The 13,979-nt window shown below is 29.6% G+C and carries 10 protein-coding genes and 1 other annotated feature; of the genes, 2 read left to right on the top strand and 8 right to left on the bottom strand.

Annotation, left to right across the window (positions count from 1 at the left end):
- Nucleotides 1–657: 657 nt before the first annotated feature.
- Entirely contained in the window at nucleotides 658–2,400 is a 1,743-nt protein-coding gene (locus ACQ3F0_RS19025; RefSeq protein WP_428867157.1) for an ATP-dependent metallopeptidase FtsH/Yme1/Tma family protein, read from the top strand.
- 106 nt (nucleotides 2,401–2,506) lie between these two features.
- Here ACQ3F0_RS19025 and ACQ3F0_RS19020 read toward each other — a convergent pair whose 3' ends face one another.
- The 6 genes from ACQ3F0_RS19020 to ACQ3F0_RS18995 all read right to left on the bottom strand — a co-directional run bounded on the left by ACQ3F0_RS19020 (nucleotide 2,507) and on the right by ACQ3F0_RS18995 (nucleotide 9,037).
- Nucleotides 2,507–4,135, bottom strand: a complete 1,629-nt coding sequence (locus tag ACQ3F0_RS19020) for a SulP family inorganic anion transporter (RefSeq protein WP_428867312.1) — start codon at nucleotides 4,133–4,135, stop codon at nucleotides 2,507–2,509.
- A 270-nt stretch (nucleotides 4,136–4,405) separates the two neighbouring features.
- The gene (locus ACQ3F0_RS19015) at nucleotides 4,406–5,404 is read right to left on the bottom strand and encodes a rhomboid family intramembrane serine protease (protein ID WP_428867156.1); all 999 of its coding nucleotides are present in this window, start codon (nucleotides 5,402–5,404) and stop codon (nucleotides 4,406–4,408) included.
- Between the two features lie 77 nt (nucleotides 5,405–5,481).
- A complete protein-coding gene (gene pepF, locus ACQ3F0_RS19010) occupies nucleotides 5,482–7,272 on the bottom strand; it encodes an oligoendopeptidase F (RefSeq protein ID WP_428867154.1) in 1,791 nt (596 codons plus the stop codon).
- Nucleotides 7,273–7,529: 257 nt separating this feature from the next.
- Nucleotides 7,530–7,937: a DUF6762 family protein gene (locus ACQ3F0_RS19005; RefSeq protein ID WP_428867152.1), complete on the bottom strand. Its 408-nt coding sequence runs from the start codon at nucleotides 7,935–7,937 to the stop codon at nucleotides 7,530–7,532.
- Between the two features lie 131 nt (nucleotides 7,938–8,068).
- The gene (locus ACQ3F0_RS19000; protein ID WP_428867150.1) at nucleotides 8,069–8,419 is read right to left on the bottom strand and encodes a single-stranded DNA-binding protein; all 351 of its coding nucleotides are present in this window, start codon (nucleotides 8,417–8,419) and stop codon (nucleotides 8,069–8,071) included.
- A 66-nt stretch (nucleotides 8,420–8,485) separates the two neighbouring features.
- Nucleotides 8,486–9,037 (bottom strand): manganese efflux pump MntP, encoded by a 552-nt coding sequence (locus ACQ3F0_RS18995; protein ID WP_428867149.1) that lies wholly within the window; start codon nucleotides 9,035–9,037, stop codon nucleotides 8,486–8,488.
- A 393-nt stretch (nucleotides 9,038–9,430) separates the two neighbouring features.
- Nucleotides 9,431–9,614: a binding site (T-box leader), on the top strand.
- Nucleotides 9,615–9,795: 181 nt separating this feature from the next.
- Here ACQ3F0_RS18995 and leuS point away from each other — a divergent pair.
- The gene (gene leuS / locus ACQ3F0_RS18990) at nucleotides 9,796–12,246 is read left to right on the top strand and encodes a leucine--tRNA ligase (RefSeq protein WP_428867147.1); all 2,451 of its coding nucleotides are present in this window, start codon (nucleotides 9,796–9,798) and stop codon (nucleotides 12,244–12,246) included.
- A gap of 85 nt (nucleotides 12,247–12,331) precedes the next feature.
- On the opposite strand, the gene yjbM is transcribed toward leuS, so the two are convergent.
- Nucleotides 12,332–13,123, bottom strand: a complete 792-nt coding sequence (gene yjbM / locus ACQ3F0_RS18985) for a GTP diphosphokinase (RefSeq protein WP_428867145.1) — start codon at nucleotides 13,121–13,123, stop codon at nucleotides 12,332–12,334.
- A 124-nt stretch (nucleotides 13,124–13,247) separates the two neighbouring features.
- Complete coding sequence (locus tag ACQ3F0_RS18980) at nucleotides 13,248–13,934, bottom strand: metallophosphoesterase (protein ID WP_428867144.1); 687 nt, start codon at nucleotides 13,932–13,934, stop codon at nucleotides 13,248–13,250.
- Nucleotides 13,935–13,979 lie beyond the last annotated feature (45 nt).

Raw genomic sequence — 13,979 nt, 5'->3', positions numbered from 1 at the left:
ATTGCGAAGTATTTTATAGTTAAGAGTTATAGATACCTCTCGCAAGTGAAAGCTTTTAATTATACAAAAGATTAAATGACTTCCTTTTACATCAGCAAAAGTTCCTTATTGCCGTTAGCGAAGCTAACAAAAGCTTAGTTAAAGATTTTCTCCATGAAAATCATCATTAACTCTTAACTTTTAACTCTTAACTAATCTATTTTGCCTTTTGTTTCAATTATAAAAATATAGCTAATCTTTACAACTAATAATTCCATGCTTTTCTACAATTCTACCCATATTAATGTAATTTAATCAAGTTTTAACATACACTTCTATTATAGATAATATAGTTTGCTGTGGCAAACAAAATTATCTATAAATTAATTTGTATTTCCAATAATTACATTGGTAATAGTTATGATATTCATTGGACAAGTAAATAAAAATATTATATTATGTTTATGACATAGTTGATCTAGTTTGTAGTTCACAATTTATTTGTGCCCAAATTTAGATTAATTTTTTTAAGACTCGAATTACATTTTTAAACATATTTTACCTTATATGTTATAATCGTTTTTTCATGCAAACCTCGGAAATCAGTTGTAAATTATAAATTTTGAAGACTTTCAACTAAAATACCACGCGCTCTGCGTATTAAAGGATGGTGCTTAAATGAACAAACTGAAGAAAAAAATTCTTATTTTACCCATTATAGTAGCTACAATATCCATTATCTCTTTAGTTATATTTTCATTTATTTATGAGCCTGTAGGCTATAAACCTTACAATGAATTCTTAACAGATTTGAATAAGAACACTATTGAAAGTGTATATTACACAAGTTCACCAAAAATCACAGTAGAGCTCGCCGACGGAACATTTTATGAAACTGATAATCCAAGAGTTGATACTTTTAAAGAGTCTGTTTTAACAAAAGGTGTTGAAGTGTTAGAACAATCTTATGTATCTCCATTTAAAGTAATACCTGTAGCATTATTAGGAGCTTCAGCTGCATTTATGTTAATAATGATGTTGAAAGGCTCAAAACTTTCCGCTAAAAAACTTAGATCCGTTGATACTCTCCAAGCTGAAGCTGTAGAAGGTATGATACTAAATTTTGAAAGTGTTGCTGGAAATGATGAAGCTAAAGAAAGTGTGAAAGATATAGTAGATTTTCTGAAATCACCAGAAAGATATGCTTCCTATGGCGCTAAAATGCCAAAAGGAATAATTCTCTATGGTGAACCTGGAACCGGTAAAACTTTGCTTGCAAAAGCAGTAGCCGGTGAAGCTGATGTTCCATTTTACGCAGTTTCAGGATCTGATTTTATCCAAGTATACGTAGGGGTCGGGGCTTCTAGAATAAGACAACTTTTTAAAAAAGCAAAAGCTCATGGTAAAGCAGTTATTTTCATTGACGAGATAGATGCTATTGGTAAGAAAAGAAGTGGTAGCGCTTCTGGTGGTTCTGATGAGAGAGATCAAACTCTAAATGCACTTTTAACTGAAATGTCTGGTTTTGGTGAGCAAGAAGGAATCGTTGTAATTGCTGCAACAAATAGATTGGACATGCTCGACAACGCTTTATTACGTCCTGGCCGTTTTGATAGACATATTGAAGTTACACTCCCAGATATCGGAGCTAGAGAAAAAATAATGAAACTTCATATGAAAAATAAACCTTTTAATGAAATTGACCTTAATAATTGGGCTAGAAAAACTTCTCATTTTTCTGGTGCAAAACTTGAACACCTTATGAACGAAGCTGCAATTTGTGCTTGTAAAGAAGGTAGTGAATTTATAGATGACATGCATATAGATAGAGCTTTCAATATTGTTATAGCAGGACATGAAAAGAAAAACAGATCTCATTTAAGAGAAGAAGATAGAAAAATAACTGCTTATCACGAAGCAGGTCATGCATTAATATCTTTAAAAATGCTTCCTGAAGAAAAAGTATCTAAAGTTTCAATAATTCCAACCACAAAAGGTGCTGGTGGTTATACAATGAGTATTCCTGAAGATAAAATGTACCAAAATAAAGATTATATTATGAAAAGAATTATGGTTCTTTTAGGTGGAAGAGCTGCTGAAGAAATAATTTTCGGTAAAGAAAAGATTACAACTGGCGCATATAGCGACCTAAAAAGAACTACTGCTACAATCAAGAATATGGTTACAAGCTACGGGATGGGAGATTCACTAGGATTACTTACCGAAGAAGAACTAGGTCAATTATCACATGATGACAAGAAATCCATACTAGATGAATGTAAAAACACCGTAGACAATCTATATTCTGATGTAAAAGACATATTAATTAATAACATAAATGGACTCCATTTAACTGCAACAACCCTACTAGATAATGAAACACTTGGTGGGGAAGAATTAGAGAAAATACTCCAGAATTAACATTCTGGAGTATTTTTTCTAGTTATAAGGTGTAAGTTGTAAGTGTTAAGTTAAGGTATCCAGAATTGTGCATTGTAAAAAAGTATCATTAACTTAGAACTTATAACTATAAGATACGCTCTCTTTCAATTGCTTTATCTACACTTGCTAAAATATTTTCTTCATTTATTAGATCTATAAACTTATTTTTATTTAGAACTTTCAATGGTTGTACTTGAAGTCCAGTAATGATAATTCTAGTATGATGTTTTTTACAAATATCATATATCATTTCTAATGCATGATAAGCTGTTATATCTATTATTGGAACTTTTGACATATCTATTATTAGTACTTTTGGAAGGAATCCAATTTCTCTTATAGCACTTATAAATTTATCTGCTGCACCAAAGAAAAAAGGTCCATCTATTTCATATACTAAAATATTTTTATTCATTTTATACTTGTCCACAATTTTAGGTTCTTCCTCATCTTCATCTAATACACATTTAACGTCCGTTACTTCAGACATTCTTTTCATGAATAATAGAGAAGCTAGTACCATACCAACTCCTATAGCAACTACCAAATCCAAAAATATAGTTAAGAAAAAAGTTGTAAGAAATACAAGAGTATCACTTTTAGGTGCTGTTTTTATCATTTTAAATGACTCCCATTCACCCATATTATATGAAACCATAATTAAAATAGCTGCTAAGCATGTCATTGGTATAAGTTTTACATATGGCATAAATAATAACATTATAATTAATAAAGTTATTGAGTGTACAATTCCTGCAATAGGTGTCCGTCCACCATTTTTAACATTTGCAGCTGTTCTTGCTATTGCACCAGTAACAGGTATCCCCCCAAATAATGCTGAAAATATATTAGCTACTCCCTGGGCTACTAGCTCCATATTGGAACGGTGCTTTCCACCTATCATTCCATCTGCAACAACCGCTGATAGTAATGATTCAATTCCTGCTAATACAGCAATGGTGAATCCCGGAAACATAAGCTCTGATATTAATTCAAATGTTATGTTAGGAAAAGTAATGTGAGGAAGCGATGCCGAAATACTTCCGAACCGACTTCCTATTGTCTCCACATTTAGATGAAAAAATTGTACTGATAAAGTGGCAAATAATAAAGCAATAAGTGTACCTGGTATTTTTTTGTTTATTTTATGCCAAAATATAATTATCAAAAGAGACACTAACCCTATAACTAAAGTATTTATATTTATAGTATTCATATTATTAAAATAACAAATCCATTTATCTATAAATTCAGATGGTACATTTGTTAAGTTTAATCCTAGAAAGTCCCTGATTTGAGTAGAAAAAATAGTAACCGCTATACCACTGGTAAATCCAGTAGTTATTGTATAAGGAATAAATTTTATAACCTTTCCAAATTTCAAAATTCCCATGAGAATCAAAAAAAATCCTGCTATTATAGTAGAAATTATCAGACCACTTGGACCATATTTTTGAATAATGCCAAAAACAATAATTACAAATGCACCTGTAGGACCACCGATTTGAACTCTACTTCCACCTAATAGCGAAATTATAAAACCACCAATTATCGCTGTAAACAATCCCTTCTCCGGTGAAACTCCTGATGCAATTCCCAGTGCTATCGCTAATGGTAATGCTATAATTGCTACAATAAAACCTGCAACAAAATCTTTGAAAAACTGTTCTTTACTATAATCTTTTAAACATGTAACTAACTTTGGAACCATCATAATTTTAATGTGTATTAGAATATTTTTATACTCCAATACCCTCCTCTCATAAATAACCTTGTAATAACAACTCATGATTATACGCCTATTTTTGTTAAAATTCAACATATAAAAACTTTCAATAATAAAAAAATAAAAACTAAATTTACATAAGTAAACTTAGTTTTTTATTCTTTTACTATTATCTTTTATATTATTACAATCTTTCATATAGGAATTTATGCTTAATTTACAATTTACAACTAACCCTAACACCTAAATGAGGTAAAACTATCTTAATTTCTTTAGCCCTAATGCTAAAGAAATTAATGTTCCACCAACTAATCCTCCAAGATGTCCAAAATTATCAATATTAGGTAAAGCTAATCCCAAAAAAGCATTTAATGCTATTACAGAAAGTATATTGGATACCATTTTAGTTCCAATTTTATTTCTCATTTTGTATGCAAATATTAATGTTGCGCCTAATAACCCAAAAATTGCTCCAGAAGCGCCTACAGAAACACTTGCAGAAAAAGAAAAACTAAAGATTGAAGCAACAAACGCCGATACAAAATAAATAATCAAGAACTTAATCCTACCATACACTTTTTCTACTAATGGTCCAAGAGCATTTAAAGCATACATATTAACTGCTAAATGAATAAATCCTCCATGTAAAAATGCACTTGTTAATAATCTATAATATTCTCCACCTCTTATTAAGGAATTAACTTTTGCACCAAAATAAATAAGAACTTCAATATTAGAATCAATAAAATTCCCAGAAAATATACTCGTTAGTATAAACATTAATACATTTATAGTAATTAATACATAGGTAGCAGTTGCAGCTGTATCAATTCCTCTTTTCCGTTTTGTATCATATTTTTTCCTATTATCTAATAAATTATTTAATTGAAGAGCTATTACTTCTTCTTCTCTAGTAAAAAAATAAATTCTTTCATTTCTATTACTTATTACAATAACTCTTTCTGTAATATCCTTAGTGAAATTACTATCCAACCATCTTTGATCATCAGAAAAAATTATTTTAATTAGCTTTAAATCACTATATTCCCAATAAGTTCTACTCCTGTAGGTCTGTTCATCTATTTTGAAAAAATCAGTATCATCTAAAAAAACCATAGCAACTTTCTTATCACCTTCATATCTAAAAACACCCCAAAATGTTTCATTCATGTCTCTAGAAGAAAATTGTTCTGTTTTATATCCATAATCCTGTGACATTATATCCATCAAATATTTTATTGTTGCAAATTTATTCATAATAAAAAACCCCCGGATTCTATGATAACATAAAATAAACAGCAATACTTACATTGCTGTTTATTGTTAACGAAAATTTATAATTCTTCTAACATATCAAGGAGCTCATCGAATCTTTTAATCGTATCTTCTATTGGTTTAGGCGACATCATATCAACACCTGCATTTTGTAAAATATTAATTGGATAATCTGACCCACCACTTTTTAAGAAACCTATATATTTTTCAACTGATTCTTTTCCATTTTGAAGAATCATATTAACAAATGAGTTTGCAGCTGCATAACCTGTGGCATACTGATATACATAAAAGTCTCTATAAAAATGTGGAATTCTAGACCATTCCATTGCAATTTCATCATCAACAATCATATCTTCTCCAAAGTATTTAACGTTTAATTCCTTATATATTGAGCATAAATCATCAGCAGTAAGTGGCATACCTGCATCAATTTTTTCATGGGTAATTTTTTCAAATTCTGCAAACATAATTTGCCTAAATACTGTAGTTCTTATCTGCTCTAATTGTTGGTTTATTAAAAATAACTTCTTGTTCTTATCCTTTTCCTTGTCAATTAAATGATTTATCAATAAACATTCATTAACAGTTGATGCAACCTCTGCACAAAATAGAGTGTAATCTGCATATACATATGGCTGCTCTCTTCTTGAATAATATGAATGTAACGAATGACCCATCTCATGGGCAAAAGTAGAAACATCGTTATATGTATAATTATAATTTAATAGAACATAAGGCATTGTATCATATGAACCCCAAGAATAAGCTCCACTCTTTTTATTTTTGTTTTCATACTTATCAATCCATCTATTATCTATACCTTCTTGAAAAATTGATAAATATTCTTTTCCCAGCGGTTTTAATGCTTCCTTTACAATTTTTATACCTTCATCAAATTTAATATGAGTATTTGGCATATCAATAACCGGCACATATAAATCATACATATGCATATCATCTAACCCCAATAATTTCTTCTTGGTTTTCACATATCTATGCAAGCTACCTAAATGTTTATTAATTGTCTCAACTGCATTTTCATAAACTTTCACAGGAATGTTATTAGGTTTTAATGATGCTTCCATAGAGTTTGAATAATTTCTTGTTTTTGCATTGAAAGCAAAATTTTTAATGGAAGAAGTTAAAGCGGTTGCCATTGTATTTCTAAATCCTTTGTATGTATCAAATAGTGCTTTAAAAGCCTCTTCTCTTACTCTTCTATCTTTAGATTTAATGTAAATAGAATAATTTCCTTCTGTTAATTCTACTTTCATACCTTCTTCATTTGTTATATTAGGTAGTTTCAGGTCCGCATTAGAAAACATATTGAAAATATTAGAAGGTGCTGATAAACAATCTGAAACTGAAGCCATAAGTTCTTCCATCTCTATACTTAATGTATGTGCTTTTCTTCTTAATATTTGGTCGAACATAAACTGATATGTTTCAAGTTCCGGATTTCTAGCTATCTCAGATTTTAACTTATCTTCATTAATAGATAAAATTTCTGGTATAAAAAATGCTCCCTTTGCCATAAGCTCAGATAAATAAACTTGTATTTTACCTTTTAGGCTTTGAAAAAGAGTATTAGTTGTATCTTCATCAGATCTAAGAAACGCATACACTAACAACCTTTCTGCTAACCTTGAAATATTTTCATCTAATTTTAAATATTTTAAGAGTTCTTCACCTTGTGATAACTTTCCTACATACTCAGTAATTTTTTCTGCCTCTTCCTTTAATTTTGTAAAATCGACTTCCCATTCTTCTACATTTGAATATACTTCTTCAACATTCCATTTATCTTCTGCTTTTATATCTTCTCTTTTTTTTATTTCTAATGACAAAGTTTTAACCTCCCTTTTTTCAGTCCACAATTCATAATTAAAACAAATTGCGAACAAGTTCGAAATTTATAGTGACAGGTTACAAGTGATAAGTGCCAAGTTCATGATACCTTTCGTAAACGAAAGCTCTTAATTCAACAAAAGCACCTTATTCCATTTAGCGGAGCGAACAAAGGTTTAGTTAAAGATTTTCCATAAGAAAATCATCATTAACTTGTCACTTGTAACTTATCACTGTTTTAGTTCGCATTTTATTTCTATTCTTCCTCTTCCTCATAATCTGTTTTATTTTTTTCAGCTTCTTCAAAAGCTTTTATCATTTCTTCTTTAATTAATATGCATAGTTCTGATAATTTCTCAGCCATATCTTTACGTTCTTCTATATAATCTAGTTTTACAATCCATGTTGGATTATATTCATCATCTTTTTCTTCAATATTGTACCCTTTCTCTTCAAATACATCCAAATCAAAAAAGTCATATAGAGCTGAATACTCCCAATCTTCAACATCTCTTGCTGGATAGAAGTACACAAACACATCTTCTTCATTATAGAAGAATTTTCTTATATATTCTCCTCCATCTTCAACTTTATAACTATCTAATTCCTTTATAAATTTATTATCTTTATCAACTTCCATTAATACTATTGATGAAAACTCCATATAATCCTCCTCAATTCATAACAAATTCTTTTTCTTTAGATTACTTCATAAATCTCATTTATTCAAGTTATTTTTAGGGTAAATACTATAAATACTTAAACAAAAAGATGCGATTCCCCCGCATCCTTCCTTTAACTAACTTCTTTAGCTTCCTGCTCTCTTTTCTTAGTTTCTAAAAATTGAATTCTTTCAGCTCTAACTTCTGGAATTTGTTTTGTAATACCATCACTAATTTTAAAATTTCTATTTCTTAAGCTTCCAATAATACTAATTAAAGTTCCCTTTCCAGTATACTTATATAAATTCTCAGCATTTTTATTCCAAGCAGATACTGGAAGAAAATCTACAATCTTTTCTCCTGTATTCTTGTTTATCCCACTGTTAACAGCTATCGTAAAGTTTACTACTGGTACTTTGTCTTCTCCAACTTCTTTTAACTCTAAATCTTTTGTAATTCTTCCAACCAACATTATTTTATTCATAATGACCTCCAAATTTGATTAATTTATTTGAAGTATATCCAGTTGAAAAATTTATAAACATTTATTTTAGAAAAATATCATTTTTATTCCAAATATAATTAGTATAATTCCACCTAGATAGTCTGCGTATTTAGCGACTACATCAATTTTTCTTAAATACTTTGATATTAATAAAGCTAGAGTACACATTATTAATGTTATTATTCCAATAAATACTGTTTGAAGAAATACATTTATATGATTCAATATATTATTTAGAACAGTAAATCCTATAACTGCAGCATCTATACTTACTGATATTCCTAAAATATAGTACATTTTTCTATTATTTAAAACCTTACAATCATCCTTATCTATTCCTTCTTTTACCATTAACACTCCTACAATAGCAATAATTATTCCTCCTACTATTTTAGGTACCGCTACTATATAAATATTAAAGATTAGTCCTGCATATGCCCCCAAGTATGAAAATAAAAATTGAAAAAAACCAAATGAAAGTATAAATAAAAATTTGTTTTTAATAGGTAAACTTTTATTTAATCCTATACATAACATTACTCCAAAAGCATCTAAGGATAATGCTATTGCTATAAAAAACAATGAATATATATCCAAATTAATCTCTCCTTTTACAATTCACAGTTAACATCACACAATTATGAAAATGTTTCTCAAGCGAAAGCTTCTAATCATTTTTTCCTTTGAGAATCTAATAAAAACTATAATTTAATATTTTACCAATGACAATCAACATAAATAAGTAAATATTAATTTTATCTTCATATTATATCATATATTTACCAATTTTGTTCTATATTATTTCCTTTTGTATAGCAAAAGTACCTTATATCAATCTGATGAGCAGATAAAGGCTTGGTTAAAGATTTTCTGCAGAAAATCAACCTTTACTGCAAACAGTACACTGTGAACTGACAACTGTAACTATGAGCTATTTTTCACTTGACAGCTATTATATGATAAATTATAATTATGTGATAAAGAAATATTTTATTAGCTATGAAGGAGAGTATTAGCATATTTTTGTTAATAAAGAGAGCTATCGGTTGGTGAAAGGTAGCAATGAGAGATGTGAACTTACTCTGGAGCTTTGTCGGTTAAAACCCGTTATACTGGAAAAGGGAGGCTTTAGCCTAACAAGAGTGGTACCGCGGAAAATGCTTTCGTCTCTTGTTTGGGGGATGGCTTTTTTTGTTTGAATAGAATTATTAAAACAAACATTTGTAAGTTATAATCATAAGTTAAAGTTTTCAATATATGAAAGATGTTCATAACTTATCACTTATGCCTTACAACTTACAACAATTATTGCTACGCAATTTACAAATACATTCGTTTATTAGGAGGAATTTACTATGGGTAAATACGGAACTGCTATTGATAAAAAATGGCAAGACAAATGGGAAAGTACTGGTTTCCATAAATTTGATGAAAATGCTCCTGGAGAGAAATTATATACATTAGAAATGTTCTCTTATCCTTCTGGTGCAAAACTTCATGCTGGACACTGGTTCAACTATGGTCCTACTGATTCATGGGCTAGATTTAAAAAAATGCAAGGATATAATGTTTTCCAACCAATGGGATTTGACGCATTCGGCCTACCTGCAGAAAATTATGCTATAAAAACTGGAATTCATCCAAAGGACTCAACTGAAAAAAATATTGAAAACATGGAAACCCAATTAAAAGCTATGGGAGCAATGTTTAACTGGGATCACGAAGTTATAACTTGTATGCCAGACTACTATAAATGGACTCAATGGATTTTTGCTACATTATATAAAAATAATCTTGCATATAGAAAAAATGCTCCTGTTAATTGGTGCCCTAGCTGTAATACTGTACTTGCTAATGAGCAAGTAAAAGAGGGTTTATGTGAAAGATGTGATACTGAAGTAATAAAAAAAGATTTAACTCAATGGTTCTTGAAAATCACTGATTATGCTGAAGAATTATTACAAGATTTAGATAAACTTGATTGGCCTGAAAAAACTAAAGCTATGCAAAAGCATTGGATAGGCAAATCAAAAGGTGCAGAAGCTACCTTTAAGATTGAAAATACTGATTTAACTTTTGATGTATTTACAACTAGAGTTGATACTCTAAATGGAGTAACTTATGTTGTTTTAGCTCCTGAAAGTCCATTTGTAGACAAAGTTGTTACTTCTGAAAATAAAGAAGCTGTTGAAACATACAAACTTGAAGCTTCTAAACAATCAGATATTGAAAGACAATCAATTACAAGAGAAAAAACTGGTGTATTTACTGGAGCTTATGCAATAAATCCGGTTAATGGAAAAAGAGTTCCTATCTGGGTTGCTGACTATGTACTGGCAACTTATGGTACTGGTTGTGTAATGGCTGTACCTGCACATGATGAACGTGATTATGAATTTGCAAAGAAGTTTAATTTACCAATAGATAGAGTTATCAAAGGAAAAGATGGAGAAGATGATTCGCTTCCTTATACAAACCATGGAACTTTAGTTAATAGTGGTGAATTTGATGGATTAAAAACTGCTGATGCTAAAGGCGCTATAGTTAAAAAACTAAGTGAAGATGGTCTTGGAAGATGGAAAATAAATTATAGACTTCGTGACTGGCTCGTATCAAGACAAAGGTATTGGGGTGCTCCTATTCCTATCATTCATTGTGAAAAATGCGGCTCAGTAGTTGTCCCTAATGAGCAACTACCTTTAGAACTACCATATAATGTTGAATTTACTCCTGATGGAAAATCTCCACTTGCTAAATGTGATGAATTTATTAATACAACTTGTCCAACTTGTGGTGGTCCTGCAAAAAGAGAAGCTGACACTTTAGATACTTTTGTTTGTTCTTCATTCTATCAAATGAGATATGTTGATAATAATAACAGCGAAATTATATTTGATAGAGATAAAGTAAATAAAATGCTTCCTGTAGACAAATACGTAGGTGGTCCAGAACATGCTTGTATGCACTTACTTTATGCTAGATTTATTACAAAAGCGCTTAGGGACTTAGGTTATCTTGATTTTGATGAACCATTTAAGTCTTTGACTCACCAAGGGTTAATTTTAGGTCCCGATGGAATGAAAATGAGTAAATCAAAAGGAAATACAATTTCCCCTGATGATTATATTACTGAATATGGTGCTGACGTTTTTAGAATGTACTTAATGTTTGGATTTGCTTATACTGAAGGTGGCGCTTGGAGTGATGATGGTATCAAATCAATGCATAAATTTGTTGACAGAATTGAGAGAACTCTTGATGGATTAAGGGCAGATTTAGAAAACACTAAAAACACTAAAGATACTATGGAAAAAGAAGAAAAAGAATTAAACTATGCTAGACATTATGCAATAAAACATATTACAATTGATACAGATAAATTCCAATTCAACACTGCTATAGCTAGATTGATGGAATTTGTTAATGCTTTAGTTAAATATACAAGTATAGAGAATAAAAATAAAGCTTTCTTAAAAGAAACTCTAAAAGATTTTGTTCAATTAATTGCACCATTTGCTCCTCATTTTGGTGAAGAACAGTGGGAATTACTAGGTGAAAATTTTTCAGTATTTAATAATGGGTATCCTACTTTAGATGAAACAGCTTTAATCAAAGATGAAGTGGAAATAGCTATCCAAATTAATGGAAAAATCAAAGACAGAATTAATATACAAACAAATCTTTCTCAAGATGAAATAAAAGATGCAGCAGTTAATTCTGACAAAATAAAAGAAACCCTTGAAGGCAAAGAAATTAAAAAAGTAATTGTTATAAAGGGAAGATTAGTAAATATTGTTGCAAAATAAATTTTACAACTAAGCTTACAAATAAGAATTGAATAAAAACGCTAAATTTCTCATGAAACTTAGCGTTTTTATATTTTACATAATTTTATGTTTTGAAAAGCTTTAGTGTATTTTCTACCCTTTCTTTCAATGCCGCTAGTTGTAGTATATTTCCATCACTAATAATATTATTCAATTCAGTCTGATATCCTTTAGCTTCAATCATCCTTCCAATAGACATTAATGTTAAAATATGGTTACTTATATCTGATACTAAGCTTGATTTTACCTCAAAGAGTTTTTGTGCATCCATTATTTCATCTTTGATATCAAGCACGAGCTCATCTAATGTAAATGCAGCATCTGCTGCTGCTTTCAGTCTATTTTGAATCTCTTCTGGAATTCTTTTCTTGTACTTATAATTCAAGGAGTGTTCTATTGTAGCCCAAAAATTCATAGCTAATGTTCTTATTTGAAGTTCCGCTAAAATATATTGTTCTCCAAATGCAGTATACACAGGGTATTTAATAATAATATGATAACTCCTATATCCACTTTCTTTAACATTTGCTATATAATCTTTTTCATACATTATCTGCATATCTTTTCTTGTTCTTATTATCTCTACAACTTTATATATATCATTAACGAATTGGCACATTATTCTTATTCCTGCTATATCTTCCAATTCATACTCAATTCTATCTAATGGTATATCAAATTTTTTAGCCTTTTCTAATATACTTGATATTTCTTTTACTCTACCAGTTACGAATTCAATAGGTGATATTTCATTTCTTTTTCTATATTCTCTTCTTATGCTTTTAAATTTAATTTTTAATTCCTCAACTGCTTGATTATAAGGAATTAATATTCTTTTCCACTCTCTTGTTTGCATATAAAAAACCCCACTTTTTATGTTCTAATGTTGATTGGCTTATAGAATAAAACTACCGCCAATCTACTGTTTTTAACTAACACCTCTTTACTAATAATATAAATAAAATTCAATCAAATTTTGATTATATTATTTTTATTGGGTCGAAATCAATATAGTCACAAGAAGTAAAAATATACTCTATATTATTATGTAAGCCCTGAAAAACATTTGTCAATGACTTTCCATGAAGATGTCCATAAATAACTTTTTCAATTGGATAATTGCTAAATAGTTCTGTAAATATTGATTCTTCAAAATTATCATTAACTGGTGGATAATGCATCATAACAATTATTTTATTGTAGCCACCTTTAACAGCAGCATCAAGGGAAAGTTTGAGTCTTATAATCTCTCTATTTATAATTTTTTTATCGTGTTGAGATTGTGAACTGGTTCCAAATAATGACCAACCTCTTGAACCACAAATGGCATAGTCCTCATATATATAATAATTATTTTGGATAAATTTCATATCTTCATATAATTTATTTAGCTTTGATATACTCCCCCACCAATAATCATGATTCCCTTTACATATTATTTTTTTACCTGGCAAATTATGAATCCATTCTAAATCTTCCATACCTTCTTTCATACTCATTGACCAAGATATATCTCCTGCAATTAAAATAGTATCTTCATTAGTAATTTTATTTAACCAGTTTTCTTTAATTTTGATATGATGGTTTTCCCAGTGAACCCCAAAAATATCCATAGGCTTATCCGTCGTCAATGCTAAATGAATATCTGAGATAGCATATAATGCCACTTTATCACCCCATTTCTAATTCACAATGCACAGTGCACAATTGAG

It is taken from the genome of Clostridium sediminicola, assembly GCF_050402865.1.
Taxonomy (GTDB): Bacteria; Bacillota; Clostridia; order Clostridiales; family Clostridiaceae; genus Clostridium_AF; species Clostridium_AF sediminicola.
Note: the sequence above shows the minus strand (reverse complement) of the source record. Positions and strands in the feature narration are given on the sequence as shown.